Annotated in this window: 16 protein-coding genes, 1 pseudogene and 1 riboswitch; of the genes and pseudogenes, 16 read left to right on the top strand and 1 reads right to left on the bottom strand. The window is 41.2% G+C overall.

Going from position 1 to position 17,217, the window contains the following annotated elements; all coding sequences use genetic code 11:
* Positions 1-3 precede the first annotated feature (3 nt).
* Together AC623_RS10255 and AC623_RS10250 are read left to right on the top strand one after the other, a co-directional pair.
* A complete protein-coding gene (locus AC623_RS10255) occupies positions 4-447 on the top strand; it encodes a GAF domain-containing protein (protein ID WP_053104118.1) in 444 nt (147 codons plus the stop codon).
* Between the two features lie 289 nt (positions 448-736).
* On the top strand, positions 737-1,759 hold the full coding sequence (locus tag AC623_RS10250) for a ThiF family adenylyltransferase (RefSeq protein WP_049662339.1): 1,023 nt from the start codon (positions 737-739) through the stop codon (positions 1,757-1,759).
* Positions 1,760-1,769: 10 nt separating this feature from the next.
* Here AC623_RS10250 and moaC read toward each other — a convergent pair whose 3' ends face one another.
* Complete coding sequence (gene moaC, locus AC623_RS10245; RefSeq protein ID WP_049662338.1) at positions 1,770-2,264, bottom strand: cyclic pyranopterin monophosphate synthase MoaC; 495 nt, start codon at positions 2,262-2,264, stop codon at positions 1,770-1,772.
* A 121-nt stretch (positions 2,265-2,385) separates the two neighbouring features.
* On the opposite strand from moaC, the gene AC623_RS10240 reads away from it, so the two are divergent.
* The 14 genes and pseudogenes from AC623_RS10240 to AC623_RS10180 all read left to right on the top strand — a co-directional run bounded on the left by AC623_RS10240 (position 2,386) and on the right by AC623_RS10180 (position 16,952).
* Positions 2,386-2,856, top strand: a complete 471-nt coding sequence (locus AC623_RS10240; RefSeq protein ID WP_231603464.1) for a molybdenum cofactor biosynthesis protein MoaE — start codon at positions 2,386-2,388, stop codon at positions 2,854-2,856.
* Positions 2,849-3,079 carry a molybdopterin converting factor subunit 1 gene (moaD, locus tag AC623_RS10235; RefSeq protein WP_049662336.1) on the top strand — a complete coding sequence of 77 codons (231 nt, stop codon included), beginning with the start codon at positions 2,849-2,851 and terminating at the stop codon, positions 3,077-3,079. The genes AC623_RS10240 and moaD overlap by 8 nt, the downstream gene beginning before the upstream one ends.
* A 5-nt stretch (positions 3,080-3,084) precedes the next feature.
* Entirely contained in the window at positions 3,085-3,711 is a 627-nt protein-coding gene (locus tag AC623_RS10230; RefSeq protein ID WP_049662335.1) for a molybdenum cofactor guanylyltransferase, read from the top strand.
* A gap of 43 nt (positions 3,712-3,754) precedes the next feature.
* Positions 3,755-4,765 carry a GTP 3',8-cyclase MoaA gene (moaA, locus tag AC623_RS10225; protein ID WP_049662334.1) on the top strand — a complete coding sequence of 337 codons (1,011 nt, stop codon included), beginning with the start codon at positions 3,755-3,757 and terminating at the stop codon, positions 4,763-4,765.
* 21 nt (positions 4,766-4,786) lie between these two features.
* Positions 4,787-5,308: a MogA/MoaB family molybdenum cofactor biosynthesis protein gene (locus tag AC623_RS10220; RefSeq protein WP_049662333.1), complete on the top strand. Its 522-nt coding sequence runs from the start codon at positions 4,787-4,789 to the stop codon at positions 5,306-5,308.
* Between the two features lie 287 nt (positions 5,309-5,595).
* Positions 5,596-6,057, top strand: coding sequence for a chemotaxis protein CheW (locus AC623_RS10215; protein ID WP_049662332.1), 462 nt, complete (start codon positions 5,596-5,598; stop codon positions 6,055-6,057).
* Positions 6,058-6,060: 3 nt separating this feature from the next.
* The gene (locus AC623_RS10210) at positions 6,061-8,646 is read left to right on the top strand and encodes a chemotaxis protein CheW (protein WP_049662331.1); all 2,586 of its coding nucleotides are present in this window, start codon (positions 6,061-6,063) and stop codon (positions 8,644-8,646) included.
* Positions 8,647-8,648: 2 nt separating this feature from the next.
* Positions 8,649-9,416: pseudogene (locus AC623_RS22310) on the top strand (MCP four helix bundle domain-containing protein); the annotation flags it as partial.
* Positions 9,414-10,235, top strand: a complete 822-nt coding sequence (locus tag AC623_RS22305) for a methyl-accepting chemotaxis protein (protein ID WP_442853567.1) — start codon at positions 9,414-9,416, stop codon at positions 10,233-10,235. The pseudogene AC623_RS22310 and the gene AC623_RS22305, both read left to right, overlap by 3 nt.
* Positions 10,236-10,260: 25 nt before the next feature.
* The gene (locus tag AC623_RS10200) at positions 10,261-10,659 is read left to right on the top strand and encodes an ATP-binding protein (protein ID WP_049662330.1); all 399 of its coding nucleotides are present in this window, start codon (positions 10,261-10,263) and stop codon (positions 10,657-10,659) included.
* A gap of 12 nt (positions 10,660-10,671) precedes the next feature.
* Entirely contained in the window at positions 10,672-11,031 is a 360-nt protein-coding gene (locus AC623_RS10195) for an STAS domain-containing protein (protein ID WP_231603462.1), read from the top strand.
* 25 nt (positions 11,032-11,056) lie between these two features.
* A complete protein-coding gene (locus tag AC623_RS10190; RefSeq protein ID WP_049662329.1) occupies positions 11,057-12,199 on the top strand; it encodes a SpoIIE family protein phosphatase in 1,143 nt (380 codons plus the stop codon).
* A 119-nt stretch (positions 12,200-12,318) separates the two neighbouring features.
* A riboswitch (cyclic di-GMP riboswitch) is annotated at positions 12,319-12,402 on the top strand.
* A 56-nt stretch (positions 12,403-12,458) separates the two neighbouring features.
* Positions 12,459-14,585 (top strand): bifunctional diguanylate cyclase/phosphodiesterase, encoded by a 2,127-nt coding sequence (locus tag AC623_RS10185; RefSeq protein WP_049662328.1) that lies wholly within the window; start codon positions 12,459-12,461, stop codon positions 14,583-14,585.
* A 177-nt stretch (positions 14,586-14,762) separates the two neighbouring features.
* Complete coding sequence (locus AC623_RS10180) at positions 14,763-16,952, top strand: bifunctional diguanylate cyclase/phosphodiesterase (protein ID WP_231603460.1); 2,190 nt, start codon at positions 14,763-14,765, stop codon at positions 16,950-16,952.
* Positions 16,953-17,217: the final 265 nt, after the last annotated feature.

The following is a 17,217-nucleotide window of genomic DNA, read 5'->3' as shown; positions in this document are numbered from 1 at the left end:
TTTATGATAAATAATACAGGGGAAGAGCAGCAAGTACTCCGCTTATTTGATCAATTAAGAGAGCGTATTTCCATTGATTTTGTGGCTCTTGCTTTTCAAAATGTAAAAGGAACAGACATTACGTGGCGCTATGCAGCCGGCACTAGCAACGATAAATATAAACGAATTACCGTTCGTTATGGCAAAGGAGTGGCTGGAAAAGTCATTTTAACTGGCCGACCCATTCTCGTTGAGGAATTTCCGCACAACATTAGTGGGACGGTACTAGATTACCCTATTATGCTCGCTGAAAAACTTGTATCCGTTTATGCAGTGCCGCTTTTTCCTTCCAACCATCCAAAGGGAGTCTTGCTTATTGGACGAAGGAACAAGGCAATATTTACGAAAAAAGAACAGTTGGACGTGCAAATGTTTGCGGAAGATCTTGAAAGTATCATAATGATCTGAAGCTCAGTCGGTATCAGGAAACAGTCATTGACCAGGTTTATTCAAGAGGGGCATATGACTGTTCGCAAATACGCTAAAAAAGACGAAATATGTGTAACGATAAGAGAATTTGAAGGAGTTGTTCGGCTTGTTGTTGAAGATAAGAAGAAGAACTTGAAGAAATAACAACCTCCGCGGGGTCGGTTTATTTAGCATAGAAGAACGAGCACGAGCAGTAAAAGAAACACGGATCGTGTCAAAGACCCTGCTTGAACAATAAGTCTTGCCACTAGAAAGGAAAGATAAAGAGATGCAAGGACGTTATTCAAGGCAAGAGCTGTTTTCTCCTATCGGTAGAGAAGGACAGAGGAAACTGAAAGAGAAGCATGTACTTCTTGTTGGTGCGGGAGCGCTTGGTACAGGAAATGCAGAAGCATTAGTACGAGCGGGCATCGGCCGTCTAACGATTATTGATCGTGATTACGTAGAGGAAAGCAATTTGCAGCGGCAACAGCTCTATAGTGAAGAGGATTCAAGGCTTGCGGTTCCAAAAGCGATGGCTGCACAGCAAAGACTAGCGGCTATTAACTCAACTGTCACGGTCCAGGCAGAAGTGATTGACGCTTCCTACGCTGAATTGTTGGAACTTGCTGAAGAAGCAGATTTGATGATCGATGCCACTGATAATTATGAAGCAAGGCTGATGATCAATGACGTCGCCCATCAGCTTGGTATACCCTGGATTTATGGAGCATGTACAGGAAGTCATGGAATGGTCTTCGTCATCCTTCCTGGGGAAACACCGTGTCTTCGCTGTCTATGGGAAAGAGGAGCAGTCGGCAGTGGTTATACGTGTGACACGGCGGGCATTATTGGGCCAGCTGCTACTCATGTCGTCTCTTACCAAGTAACGGAAGCGATGAAGATATTAGTAGAAGACTGGCAGGCATTAAATGGGAAGCTCATTATGTTTGATCTTTGGAAGAATATGCATAAAGAAATTAACGTGAACAAAGTGAAAAGAAAAGAATGTCCTACGTGCGGAGAGTCGCCTGTGTATCCACATTTATCTCATGAAAATCTGACAAAAACATCAGTGTTATGCGGAAGAAATACAGTGCAAATCCGCCCGGCCGAGGCAAGAAAAGTGAATCTTTCAGAGTTAGAACAGACGTTTGCAGGGCAAGGCTATCCAGTTAAGCGCAATCCGTATATGGTGACCATTCACTTTCCTTTGCATCGTCTCGCTGTATTTCACGATGGACGCATGCTTGTGCATGGAACGAATGACCAGGCGGAGGCAAAAAAGTATTACACGAAACTATTTGGCTAGTTTCTCTTCTTTAGTCGACGGCTCCCTCACGGTTGTAATCACCGTTTTTGCCGCCCGATTTTTTAACTAAATAAGTTGGGCCGATTACCATTCCTTTGTCTACCGCTTTGCACATGTCATAGACGGTCAAAGCACAGACAGAAGCTGCAGTAAGAGCCTCCATTTCCACTCCTGTACTGCCTTTTGTTTTTGTGGAAACGGTAATAGTCAGCCTGTAGTCAGGTTTTTCTTCTAACCAGTCAAATGCAATATCGACGCCGCTTATGGGGATTGGATGACACATCGGAATAAGGGTAGAAGTTTGTTTAGCTGCCATGATACCAGCTACTTGGGCGACAGCCAGAACATCTCCTTTTTTGATCGCATGGTTGTTAATTTGCTGATAAATTTGTTCATTCACAAGGATGCTTGTTTGCGCCGTAGCAGACCGGTGGGACGGTTTTTTCTCCGTAATATCGACCATCTTGGCTCTTCCTTGCTGATTAAAATGAGTAAATTCAGACATAAGATCCCTCTTTTCTGCAATGATTACCTTAAAGAAAGCTGATTTGATTGTAACATGGAAGGAGAATCAACTGAAATAAGAGAACTGTAATAAATATATTTTCATGGGGAGGGAACAAGAATTGGAACATTTGTTTATCGTAACGGATCAGCCGATTTCGGTTGAAGAAGTGACAAAAAAAGTAGTTCGTCCCGAGGCTGGGGCTATTTCTAACTTTATCGGGACAGTAAGAGAATACACACACGGCCGTCGAACGCTGTCGTTAACATATGAAGCCTATCAATCAATGGCTGAAAAACAGCTGAAAAGAATCGGGGAAGAGATTAAAGAAAAATGGCCAGATGCCAACACAGCGATTACACACCGAACAGGCGATTTAGCTATTTCTGATATTGCCGTTGTGATTGCTGTCTCTACCCCTCATCGTAAAGATGCCTTTAGGGCAAGTGAGTATGCGATTGAACGAATCAAGCAAATTGTCCCTATCTGGAAAAAAGAGCATTGGGAAGACGGAGAAGAGTGGATTGGAAATCAATTAGAGACAGAAGCCTATCCGGAAGGAAAGCCAAAGGGGGAAGAAATTTATGATTAATGTGCTTTGTTTTGCCCACTTAAAGGAGCAGGTTGGACAGGAACAGTTAGAGCTTGCTCATGATGAACTGACAGTGAAAGAGCTATTACAAGAATTGCATGAACAGCATTCGATTGATACCGATTCCTTAATCGTCGCCGTTAATGAAGAATATGCAGATGTGGACGATGTCATTAAGTCAGGTGATACAGTTGCACTTATTCCACCTGTGAGCGGCGGGTAAAGATATTGCTGGTAAAACAAAAGAAGCAGTGGGCCGGTGTTATTTTAGCAGGTGGAGAATCAAGAAGGTTCGGCAGGCCAAAAGCTTTTGCTAAATTCAAAGAAAAATATTTTTTTGAATTTGCTATGGAGGCTCTTGCTCCTCTTGCCGATAAAATAATGATTATTAGTCATCCCTCTCTTACGGATCGATTTAATCGCCAAACAGCGGTCAAGGTCCTAGAAGACTTGCCTCCTTACCAGGGCAATGGACCACTCTCGGGATTATACAGTGCAATGAAGCAGAGTCACGCTGAATGGTACGTTGTACTCCCTTGCGATATGCCGCTCATTACAGCTGAGGTAGTGAGTCAGCTGGCTGCTGCAGCCGACGAAAGCGTGGATGCTGTTATTCCGATTATAAATGGCAAAATCCATCCGCTCGTCGCGGTTTATCACCGGAGAGTGCTGCCTATTGTGACAGAACAGCTTGCTAGCGGGAATTATAGAATGATTGATATGATTAGAAAGATAACGGTTAAAGAACGAACAGAAGCTGATTTGTTGTCAGCAGATACATTATTCCAAAATATTAATACGAAGGATGCCTATAGCCAATTATTTACTGGTAAGTCATGTGATCCGCTAACATAACGGGAATCTGTTAAGCCAGGCGGCATCCAGAAAGGGGAATGGAATGGGACAAGTAAAAGACCAGTTTAACAGACCGCTCAGAGACATTCGGATTTCCTTGACGGATCAATGCAATTTTCGCTGCTCTTACTGTATGCCGGCTGAAATCTTCGGTGCAGATTATCCGTTTTTGCCAAAGGAGCAATATTTAAGTTTTGAAGAGATTATTCGTGTTGTCCAGGCTGCAACAGAACTGGGAGTAGAGAAAGTCAGACTAACGGGGGGCGAGCCGTTACTTAGGAAAAACTTGCCTGAGCTCATCTATGGTTTGTACACTAAAACGGCTATCAAAGATATTGCCTTAACAACGAATGGCGTCTTCCTGCCGAAATATGCAAAAGAGCTGAAAACGGCTGGTTTGGAACGAGTGAATATTAGTATGGATGCAATTGATGATGCGATTTTTAAAAGAATGAATGGCCGCTCCGTCAGTGTAAAAACCGTCTTAAAAGGCATTGAAGCAGCCAAAACAGCTGGTTTGGGTATAAAGGTCAACATGGTCGTCAAAAAAGGTGTCAATGAAGAACAAATATTGCCAATGGCCGCTCACTTCAAGGAGGAAGGCATTCCGCTTCGATTTATTGAATTTATGGACGTTGGAAGTACGAATGGCTGGCAGCTCTCTTCTGTTGTATCTAAAAGAGAAATTGTTGAGCTCATTAACAGCCGGTTTCCAATAGAGCCTGCTGATGAAGCGTATTACGGAGAAGTGGCAAGCCGTTTTCACTATAAAGATGGCAGTGGTGAGTTTGGTGTCATTTCTTCTGTAACCGAGTCATTTTGCTCTACATGTACGCGAGCAAGGGTATCAGCAGATGGAAAGCTGTATACTTGTTTGTTTGCGGCAAAAGGTACGGACTTAAAGCCTGTTCTTCGTTCTTCAGGATCAATAGAGGAAGTGAAGCAATTTATTGCTTCTGTTTGGCACAAAAGAACAGATCGTTATTCTGATGAACGAACAGAAGAAACCGCTAAAAACCGGCCGAAAATTGAGATGTCCTATATTGGCGGTTAAGGAAGAAAGGAAGTGATCTCCATGAGTGAAAGACAAGTACATGCTCATAAAGAACAAGCAGCAAAGCATGTTGTTTGCCAGATCATCACAGTTAGTGATACGCGTACAGAAGAAACGGACAAGAGCGGAAAAAAGATTAAAGAGCTCCTGCTTCATAATGGCCATTCCGTCGGGTACTATCAAATCATACCTGATGACAAAGCGAGGATTGAAGAGTTAGTTCGCCAAGGAATTGAAGATGCTGACATTGAAGCTGTGATACTTAATGGGGGCACTGGTATTGCCAAGCGGGATGTGACGATTGAAGCTGTCACGCCTTTATTTGAAAAAGAGCTGAAGGGATTTGGAGAATTGTTCCGTTACCTTAGTTACACAGAAGACATCGGGTCAGCGGCTCTTATGTCTCGGGCTGTAGCTGGAGTCGCTGAAAAGACGGTTATTTTTTCACTTCCGGGCTCGACCGGGGCTGTTGCTCTCGGAATGGAGAAGTTAATTTTGCGTGAGATCGGTCATATTGTAACGGAACTTAATAAAAATCAATAAATCGTCTTGCCTGTCAAAGAGCTAAAGGATCCTTTTACTCTTTGACAGGCTTTTTCTTTATTAAGACGAGTATGCTCAATTGGTTTAATGGTGTCCCTAAAGAAGGATGAGCTGTTGCTATCCTTCTTTTTTTATGCCAAATTGGCGGGCGGAAAATTTTTCACACTAAGGGAATTTCCGCAGGAAGATGGGGACTTTCCCTGATAGGCTGCTAACTGGCTTTTATATATGATAAAAGCATAATAAAAATCATTTAATTGGGAATGTAAGAGGGTCGGGGGGATAAAATGGATGAACTAATAGATAAAAGTCGTCCGGGACAATATGTTGTTTTTGCAATTAATAAGCAGCTTTGTGCCCTTTCTATAGAGGAAGTGATGGAGATTATCCGCATTCAGCCGATCACCGATGTACCGGAAGTAAACGATTATATTGCAGGCGTTATTAATCTGCGAGGAAATATTATTCCTGTTGTTAACTTACGGAAACGTTATGGGATGGAAGCTGTATCTTTTCAGAAGAAAACAAGAATTATTATTGTGAATGATACGACAGGGGATATTGGTTTAATTGTCGATGAGGTTGCGATGGTGACTTATGTGGAAGAAGAGAATTTAGAGCCGCCGCTTGATGTATTTAATTCCATTGAAAAAGAATGTTTTAACGGATTTGTTAAACGTGAAGGCCAGCTGATTGGCATTCTTAATCTGAAAAATGTCCTTTATCCGGCAATAAGCAAGGAGGTGTAAAGAATGGATATGGATATGTCTCTCTATCTAGGGGCGTTCTTAGATGAAGTAGATGAACAAATACAAATTCTTGAGGAAGAAGTATTAAACCTTGAGCAGGATGGAGAAAATCTTGATACGATTCAACGAATTTTTCGATCAGCGCATACGTTGAAAGGCTCTTCAGCCGCTATGGGATTTGACAAGATGAAGGAGCTAACCCATAAGGTTGAGAATGTGTTTGATTTAATTCGTAATCAGCAATTAAAAGTGAATACAGAAATTATCAACCTTATTTTTGAATCAATTGATGCGATTAAGCAACTAAAGGAAGCCATTTTAAACGGTACGCTTGATGAAGCGGACGTCTCGGATTTAACGGGGCGCCTTGAACAAGTAAAAACAAATGCAGATGAGAGTGAGACAAAGAACAAACCGGCACAAGAAACCGCAAAGAGTTCGTCAGAGGACGTTATATACCCAGATGTAAAGTTTGATCAATATCAAGAAGAGATTGTGAAAAAAGCATTTGATATGAATATGAATGTGGTGGCCGTGTATGTCTCCATTAACGAAAAAGCTATGCTGAAATCGGTGCGTGCTTTTTTAATTCACAATAATTTAAAAGAAATTGGCGAGATTGTCGCTTCTTATCCAGAAGCGGAAGTGATTGAAAATGAAGAAGCCTTTACTGGGAATCTCGTTTACCTCGTCGTGACAGAGTCAAAAAATCAGGATGTATTTAAAGCGATCCAAGGTATTTCGGATATTCAGGCTATTCATTTAACTGATGTAACGAAGAACAATCTTAATAGTTTCTTAGAAGGGAAGAAGCTAGAGGTAACTGGACGGAAGAAGATGGAAGAAACCAATCAAACACCGGTCCGGGCAGATGCAAAAGTGAAAGTGCAGCAAACAGTTCGGGTGGATGTCGACCGCCTTGAGAATCTCCTTAATCTTGTCGGCGAATTAGTCATCGGACAGACAAGGTTGGCTGACATTAAAAGCCGGTTTGAAAGCCGTTATCCGAATGATGCGGATGTAGAAAACTTCCAGGAAGCAACGAATAACCTTAGGCAAATTGTGAGTGAGCTCCAGGAAGGAATGATGAAAACCCGGATGCTGCCGATTGAACAATTGTTTAACCGTTTTCCACGTATGGTTCGGGATATTTCACAAAAAGCCAATAAAGACATCGAATTTATTTTAGAAGGAAAAGAAACGGAGCTTGATCGAAATTTAATTGAAGAAATTGCTGATCCTATTATTCACTTGCTTAGAAACTCGCTTGACCATGGCATTGAATCCCCTGAAGAAAGGGAACGGATCGGTAAACCTCGAAAAGGAACGGTTCGCCTGAAAGCAGCCCATGAGGAAAATCATATCGTCATTTCTATTTCGGATGACGGAAGAGGAATCGATGCTGAAAAAATTAAACAGTCAGCTGTTAAAAAGAACATGATCACAGTGGAGGAAGCGGAGCGCATCAGTCCTAAAGACGCTGTTTTTCTCATTTTTAAATCAGGGGTTTCTACGGCGAAAGCGATTACCGATATTTCAGGGCGCGGCGTTGGAATGGATATTGTGCGCAGCCATATCGAAAAGCTAAACGGCATGATCGATATTGAAACAGAAGTTGGACAAGGAACGACATTCATCATTAAATTGCCGCTTACGTTGGCGATTATTCGTTCACTGCTCGTTCAAATGGGAGAAAAACAATTTGCGGTGCCACTGGCTAATGTCCAGGAGATTATCCGGCTCGATAAAGATAAAATTCAAACCATTCAAAACAGAGAAGTTGGTGTTGTTCGGGGCCGTGTCCTGCCTCTTATCCGTCTGCATCGGCGATTAAAAGCTAGTGAGGATACACTCTTACGAAAGAAAAGGCTTTTTGTAGTCGTCATCGGTTTAGCAGAAAAAAGAGTTGGCATCGTGATTGATAAACCACTTGGCAACAGAGAAATTGTCATTAAGCCGCTTGGACAATATATCGGTATGCCGAAGTATATTGCTGGCGCCACGATTATGGGAGACGGAAGTGTGGCGCTCATTTTAGATGCGGGAGCGATCGTATACGAGGAAGGAACGGCAGAACCATCAGGTCATGGTGCTATCGAGAAAATGGCAAAGAAACAATCAGAGCAAACGATTCAGCTAGCAACCTTTAAACTCGGCAATGAAGAATACGGACTGCCTGTCGATCAAGTAAAGGATATCATTACCGTGCCTGAACTTACACCAGCTATGAACTCACCGTTTTCCATTATTGGCATGATGAACTTAAGAGGAAACATTATGCCTGTTATGGATCTGCGCCGGCGCCTTCATCTTGCAGAAGGCCAATTGACGAGAAAATCAAGAGTAATTGTCACTGAAACAGCAGAAACACCGATTGGCCTGCTCGTTGATCAGGTTGTTCAAGTAATGAAAGTAAATAAAGAAACAACGGAGAAAGCAGCCACTCAAGAAAACAAGCCGGATGATCGTTACATCCAAAGCGTTTGTAATTTGGGAGAACGGCTTGTTATTCTGCTCCATCTTTCCTCTTTGTTTAACATAGAAGAATTAACAGAGAGTACCCTATTACAACAAGTGAAGGAGAAATAATTATGTCATGGCTTAAAAATGCCCATATAGCTAAAAAGATTATTACACTGATTGCGACTTCCTTATTATTTATTATCGCCGTCGGCGGTTTTGGTTATTATAACATGTCACAAATGGCTGACCGTTCAAACACCCTTTATCAAGACCGGTTGCTGCCAATAAAATGGATTAATGACTTACGTGCACAAACACGTGCAAATGAAGCACTTGTAAAAGAATATATCTTAGTGAAGGATCAACAAAAGGAACAAGCTATTTTAGATGAAATTCAGAAGCGTTACAAGAACATTGAAAAAGATCTATCACTTTATAAAAAAACGAATTTAATGGACTATGAAACAGAGCGATTACCTCAAATTGATGAAGAATTAAAGCAAATTCAGGAGAAACGCCAGCAATTATATGCTCTAAAAGCTAAAAGTGGACCAGACGCAGCTTTTCGTTATTATGAACAGAATTTAAAGCAGCTGCTTAATGACCTAAATGTTACCTTACAAGAGCTGGCTGACTACAACGCCTCTTCTGCTGAAAAATTAGTTAATGAAATTAATAGCAAGGAAAAGACTACTTCTATTTTCATGGTGATCGTCATTCTGGCTTCTGCCGTTATTGCATTGATGTTGGGATTAACGATTTCTCGGATAATTACAGCGCCAATGAAAGATATGGTTGAAAAAATGGCGAAAGCTAAAGAAGGGGACTTGGCCGTCCAAAGCGATTATCAATCAAAGGATGAAATTGGCGAATTAGTCCAATCATTTAATCAAATGATCGCTGGAATGAGAACAGCTATTGCAGAAGTAAATGAGAGTGCTTCTAACCTTGCTGCCAATGCAGAAGAAATTTCTGCGAGTACAGAAGAAGTTGCAACAGGTACACAGCAGCAAGCGCATGATGCCGGAACGTCTGCTGACATGGTTACTGAAATGGCCACAGCGGTACAAGCGGTTTCCAGAAACACAGAAGACGCAGCTAATCTTTCTGAAAAAACACTAGAGGCAGCTCAAGATGGTGAAAAAGTGATCAATGAAACGATCACTGGCATGGAGCAAATTAATGCCAGTATTCAAGACTTGGCTGACAAATCAGTTCAAATTGGTGAAATTATTGAAGTGATCGACGATATTGCCGAGCAAACGAATTTGTTAGCTTTAAACGCGGCGATTGAAGCAGCACGTGCAGGTGAAGCAGGAAAAGGATTTGCAGTAGTCGCTGATGAGGTTCGCAAACTGGCAGAACGAAGTGGGACAGCAACAAAAGAAATTTCTGAACTTATCGTTACGATTCAGGAAAATACAAAACGTTCAGTTGAAGCGGTTGACAGTGGCAATGATAAAGCAGTCCAAGCAGGGGAAACCTTCGGAACGATCTTATCACTTGTAAAAGAAAATGCATCGAAGGTAATTGAAATTGCTTCTGCAAGCGAGGAACAAGCGGCGCAAGCACAAGAAGTTCTGTTGTCTGTGCAAAACATTGCCGCGGTTTCTGAAGAAGCAGCAGCCAGTGTTCAAGAAACGGCTTCTACGGCAGCGGACTTGGCAAGCATGGCAGAGAGCCTTAATCACCTAGCTGCTAAGTTCAAAATTTAGTGAGAGACTTGAAAGGAAGAAGAGAATGAGTCTCCAGTTTAATTGTATAGAAATGCCAATCAAAACAGAGAAAGATGTATGGGAAGCAATGAAAAGAAACGATCAGTTGGCGGAAAAACTTGGTTTTCCGCCAACTGTCCAAATCATGCTTCGACTCGCTCTCGAAGAAGCAGCCGTTAACTCCCTCGAATATGGGAGAGGATCAAGTCACGAATCTGTATATCTCAGCTGGAACGTCGATAACCACACGATTAGAATTTCCTTAAAGCAAAAAGGAAGCCGCTTTTGTATTGGAAAAAAAGAAGAGGTGAATGTGTCTTCTTGTGGAAGAGGGCTTCAATTAATAGTAAATATTATGGATAAAGTCTGGCTGGATGAAAAAGAAGGCTATGTCATTTTTCATATGCAGAAAAGTCGTCATTAAGGGGGAGAAAGAGTGAAAATAGAAAGCTTTAATCGTATACAAGTGTTGCATTGGGAAGAAGACATTACGTTAAAGAATATTGAGCTGTTCCGGGCCGCTATGCTGAAATTTACGGCAGGATCGGCAGATTATTTTGTTCTTGATCTAAAGCCAATACAGTACATTAATAGTGCTGGACTTGGAATCATAGCTGAAAGTGTCATGAATATGCGTAAGCAGCAAAAGGATATGGCGATTTCAGGGATTGGCCAGTCCATTGAAGAAATTTTTGTAATTGTAAAGTTCACAGCGTTTATTAAATTGTTTCCTGATATAGAAGCAGCTATTAACTTTTTTGAGGCAGCTCAAAATGACAATCCCTCCATTTGCTAGCTCTGGGAAAGGGGAGGGAGCAGCAATGAAGCGTACGAAACCCTTGACGGCCTCTTTATCAGAAGCGAGTGAATTTTTGGCTGATCGGCTTTTCCAAAGCATCATGGAAGGCGTGATGGTGACAAACGTTGAAGGAAAGATCCTGTTTATTAATCCAGCATTCACTGAAATTACCGGTTTTGATAAAGAAGTAATTGGTTTAACACCGAGAGTGATTCGGTCTGGGAAACATAGTGAGGCTTTTTATAAAAATATATGGGACTCAATCGCTCGACATGGTCAATGGAAAGGAGAAATTTGGAACAAGCGAAAAGATGGCCAGTTTTATGTTCAGTGGACAACAATAACAGTGATCAAGGACGAGAAAGGGAAACCGCTTTTTTATGCTTCTGTCTTTACGGATATTTCAGCCAAAAAAGAAGCCGAGCAACAACTCCAAGAAGATTTAAGGTTAGCTCGTAAAGTGCAAAAAGAGCTGTTAAGCCAGCCAATCAGAAATCAAGATATTAATATTACAGGGGCTTATTTGCCTTCAACAATGATTGGCGGTGACCTGTACGTCTGGTACCAGCTGAATGAGCATGAATATAGCCTATTCGTACTGGATGTCATGGGACATGGCATTACTTCTGCTTTGTTAGCTGTTTCTATCCGTTCGCTTCTTCGATCTGTTTTATACGAAACAGTGAAACCCGCTAATGTGTTAGAAAAAATGAACAGCCATGTTTATAGTTTATTTAAATCCCAGCAAGCAACGTTACGCACGTATTTTATTTCGGGGATTTATGTTCACATTGACACAGCCTCAAAACAGATAAGGTATGCGTCAGCTGGTCATCCACCCGGACTATTTATTGACTATACAGGCGATGTGACAGAATTAGAGAGTAGTTGTCCTCCATTAGGAATGATAGAGCAGATCGAAGTGAAGGAAGGACAGTTTGATTATGAAGGAAGAGCAGTGCTAGTTTTATATACAGATGGCTTGATCGAGCATGGGGAACAGACGGTAGGAGCAGCTATTGAGGAATTAAAAAAGATGGTCAGACAGCATTGTCACTTGGAATCAGAACAGATTATTTGTCAATTGCTCAAAGAAAAAAAATACTCCCGAAATCCGAACACTTTTGAGGATGACATAACGATCGTGACGGCCATTCTCTATTAACTTAATTTGACCAATAGTCGGTCTAATGTCACAACCTATCCGCCTTCTGCTTATTGACTTATTGGGCATATAGTTCTATGATAATCGTATAAAGATCATGGACTTATTTTACATATTGCCTTTAAAGTGGAAGCGATGAATAGTCATTTGTATGTGGGCACTTGAATGGCTTGGAGCGAGTAGTGCAACCGACTCTTTTTTAGAGTCGGTTTTTTGCTTGCCTTATAGATAAATATAGAATAGAAAAGAGAGATCTGCCATGCCTAAATATTCCCTTTTGAATAATCCTGATAACAGGGAAAGTGAACAGTTCGAGGTGGTTTTAAAAGAACTGACAGATGTTAAATATGCGCTTGATCAGTCTGCTATCGTAGCCATAACGGATCAGCAAGGAAAGATTTTGTACGTAAACGAGCAATTTTCTAAGATTTCAAAGTACAGCGAGGAAGAATTGCTGGGACAGGATCACCGAATTTTAAATTCCGGCTATCATCCTAGCTCCTTTTTTAAAGAGATGTGGGCAACAATTGGGACCGGCCGTATTTGGAGGGGAGAGGTAAGGAATCGAGCAAAGGATGGTTCTTTTTATTGGGTCGATACGACGATCGTGCCTTTTCTAAATGAGAATGGGAAGCCTTATCAGTATGTGTCTATACGAAACGATGTTAGCAGCCGCAAACAAATAGAGGAAGAATTAAGAGAGAGCGAAGAAAAGTATCGTCTTATTACAGAGCATTCATCTGATTTAGTTGCGGTGATTGATAAACAAGGGAACTATCGATACGTTTCCCCTTCCCATTCTTGCTTGGTTGGTTACGATCTAGATGTATTAGCATCGGGACAGTTGTTTCAATATGTACACGAAAGAGATCGTAAGCAGCTTTCAGCGAAGCTAGATAAGCTTGCTGCGAAAAAGAAAATTTCTGTTCAGCTTGAATTTCGTATACGAACAATTCGCAACGAGTATAAGTACATGGAAACAAAAATTAGCCCTATCTTTAAAAACGGAGAAATTGAAAGCTTCGTATTAGCGATGAGGGATGTAACGGAACGAAAAGAATCAGAGCAAATGGTTTATCATTTAGCTTATCATGATACGTTGACAGATCTTCCGAATCGCCGGCTCTTCATGCAGCAGCTGCGAAAAGAAATAGAACGGGCAAAAAAAACCTCATCCCAGTTTGCTGTGATGTTTCTTGATTTAGATCGTTTTAAATTTGTCAACGATTCATGGGGCCATGAAACGGGTGATTTCATTTTGACAGAAGCGGCCCGTCTTATTAAAAAGTCCGTTCGTACAACCGATTTAATCGCCCGCTTAGGCGGCGATGAATTCACGATTTTGCTGAGAGATGTTCAGAACACGGAAGAACTTGAGCGGTTAGCCAAAAGAATTCAATCCAACTTTCAAAAGCCGTTAAAGGTCGCAGAGCAGCAATATACCCTTTCCTGCAGTATAGGCATCGCTCGTTTTCCGGAGCATGGAGAGCAGCCGGATGAGCTGTTAAATAAGGCGGACTCCGCCCTTTATTTTGTAAAAGAACGAGGACGCAACGGATACGCTCTGTTTAAAACTGAAATGGAAGAAAAATCATTAGAGCGGATTTTACTAGAAAATGAGATGAGAAAAGCTATTGAACTCGAGCAATTTCATATTGATTACCAGCCTAAAATGGACATTACCAATAACGAGGTCATTGGAATGGAAGCACTTGTCCGCTGGCATCATCCAGAGCTTGGGCGCATTCCTCCCAATAAATTTATTCCGCTGGCTGAGGAAACTGGCTTGATCCTTCCTCTTGGGGAATGGGTGCTCCGCCATGGGTGCAAACAAAATAAAGAATGGCAGCTTAAAGGCTATAAACCGTTGAGAATATCTATTAATATGTCTGTCCGCCAACTGGCCCATCCAAACATCGTGGGAAAAATTCAAGAGATTTTAACAGAAATAGAGCTGGACCCAGAGCTGCTGGAGCTTGAGGTGACAGAAAGTGTATTTGCGGATTTCGATCATGCGGCAGATACTTTACAGCAGCTTAGAGATTTAGGGATTCATATTTCGATTGATGATTTTGGCACCGGGTATAGTTCATTTAGCTATATTAAGTACTTACCTGTCGATACGTTAAAAATTGATGCTTCTTTCATTCGCGATATTCACCATAATGAAGAAAGTCAGGCAATTGTGCAAGCTGTCCTGACCCTAGCACGGACACTTGGCATGAATGTTATTGCTGAGGGAGTGGAAAGCAAAGAGCAATTAGCTATACTGCATGAGGACGGCTGTAATCAGGGGCAAGGATTTTTGTTTAGTAAGCCGCTGTCTGGCCAAGATTTTGAAACATATTTAATGGAAGCCCAAAAAAAGCAGGAGAGTAACGATTAGATTAATAAATTTTAAATAAATTCAGGGGAAATGAATACACTGATGCTTTAGCAAATGGCAGAATGAGTCGATAAAAAGTGAATTATCTGTGATGGCTTATAAGGTTCGCATGCTAGCCAAACGTATAAAGAAATCTAAAGGTGTATACCTCAGGATAGAGGAGAGGAGCGTTTGTCTTTGAGTCAACTAGCAACGAAAAATGGATTTTGGAAAGTAAATAGAGGGGGAGTCATTATGCCCCTTTTGTTCTTAATTCCTGTCTTGTTTTTTCGCGAACCATTATTTGCTGTTTTTAAAGAGCAGAACTATATCACGCTTCATTTAATTTTTGAAATTTTTATCATTGCCTCCTCCTTTACAATCGCTATTCAGGCATGGATGGTCTTTCCACACATTATGTCGAATCAGCGATTGTGGCTGGGAGCGCTCTTCTTTTCCATTAGTTTGCTGGAAGTCCTTCATACGATCACTTATAAAGGAATGCCATTCTTTTTAATAGAAAGCACGCCTTATACAGCTACTTGGTTTTATATGGTTTCACGGCTGACGCAAGCTTTAGGACTATTTTTAATTATTATATCGACGGAAAAGCAAGTAAACTCAAAGTATCGGTGGCTGGCCTATAGTTTTGCTTTCATTTATTTCTTGAGTTGGACGGCTATTATTTATCATCCCGCCAAGCTCCTGCCTGAATTAGTGGTAGAAGGGACAGGCACTACAGTGATAAAGAACAGCCTGCAATATACGGCCATTGTGCTGCAATGTCTCTGTATTGTTTTTTTAATTAAGAATTTTAAAGAGGCAAAAAATCGCAATTTTATGATGATCGTTGCTTCTCTTTACTTAATGATTGGTGATTCGATGTTCACTTCTTATAAAAGTGTATACGATATTGCTAATTTTATCGGCCATTTATTTCAGCTGCTAGGTTTTTATTTTTTGTTAAGAGCGTTGTACTATACAGCGGTAGAAGAACCGTTTCAACTGTTAAAACAGGCGGAACAACGATTAAGGAAATCCGAGGAGTCTCTTCATTACATGGCTTATCATGATGAATTGACGAAATTACCGAACTTTCGTTATTTTAAAGAGAAGCTGGCCGAATTGCTAAAACGGGAGCCGCAAGAGAAGACAGCCATTCTTATTATTGAAATTGACCGCTTTGATGCGATGAATGAGTCGCTCGGCCATTCCTTTAGCGATTTAATTTTGCAATCTGTTGCGGCCCGATTGCAGGAGGCCGATTTTCATAATGGATTTCTTGGAAAGATGAGAGGGAAGGAATTCACACTTTTTTTCAAGTCGATAAAAGATAAAGAGGAAGCAGCAACTATTTGTCGAAAGCTCCAAAAGTTGATGGCAGAGCCTTTTCGAATCCAGCATTTACAGCTGAATATTACCTTGAATATGGGAATTGCCTTATATCCGGAACATGGGAAAAATGTAGATGAACTTTTAAAGCATGCGCAGGTTGCTAAGTTTGAAGCACAAAATGAGTTCAGCCGTTATGCGTTTTATCATGATGATATGGACGAGCAGCTGATGGACCGATTAGTATTAGAGCATGATTTACATAAAGCACTTGATAAGGGAGAGCTGTACCTTTACTATCAGCCACAGGTGAATTTGCATGAAGGACGTATTGTTTCGCTAGAGGCATTAATTCGTTGGAAGCATCCGGAGAGAGGATGGGTATCCCCAGGGGAATTTATACCGATTGCTGAAGAAACTGGACTCATCGTGCCAATTGGAGAATGGGTGCTTAAAACGGCTTGTAAGCAGCTGAAACACTGGCATAATCAAGGCTTCTCTGACTTAAGCGTCGCTGTAAATCTATCTACCCGGCAGTTTTTCCAGCGGAATCTCGTTGATTTAGTAGAAGACAGCTTGAAAAAAGCAGATCTGCCGCCGCGCTATTTAGAATTAGAAATTACAGAAAGCATGACGATGAATGTTAGTTATGCAACTGATATTTTAGCGGAATTAAAGCAGTTAGGTGTACGCATTGCCATAGATGATTTTGGAACCGGCTATTCCTCCTTGTATTACTTGAAAGACTTACCGATTGACTGTGTAAAAATCGATCGTTCATTCGTTCGTCATGTCCGGACAAATAAACATGACGCTGCCTTGATTGCGATGATTATCTCGATTGCCAAACATCTAGAACTAACCGTTATAGCTGAAGGGGTGGAACAATTTGACCAGCTTGAATTTCTTTGGGAAGAGCACTGTCATCAAGTGCAGGGATACCTTTTTAGCCCGCCAGCTTCTTCGAAAAGATTAAGTGCTGAGTTCGAGGAGCTGCAACAGCAATCCAAAATATATTGTGATCAATTAAAGCATGTACAAGCAGGAAATAGATAAAGCGAATAAGACCTCTGGCTACTAGGTGTGAATCATTAACAGCAAGTAGCTAGGGGATTTTTGTGTTAAAAAGATCAGGACTGTCCAGCTACAAAAGAAAGTGGCCTGGTCCTAATATAAAGTCATTGATACTAGTATTGAATGGTTATTTTCTTGTACGGTGGATAGGACTTTTACAAGATTTATGCGTTTGCTGACCATGACAAAGCATTCTTTGTTTATTATCAAAGCGTAAAAATTATGATATTGTTTTTAGATAGCCATT

Source organism: Bacillus sp. FJAT-27231, from assembly GCF_001183975.1.
In the GTDB taxonomy this organism is placed as follows: domain Bacteria; phylum Bacillota; class Bacilli; order Bacillales; family Domibacillaceae; genus Pseudobacillus; species Pseudobacillus wudalianchiensis.
The sequence above is the reverse complement of the archived record's forward strand: the minus strand, read 5'-3'. Positions and strand labels throughout refer to the sequence as shown.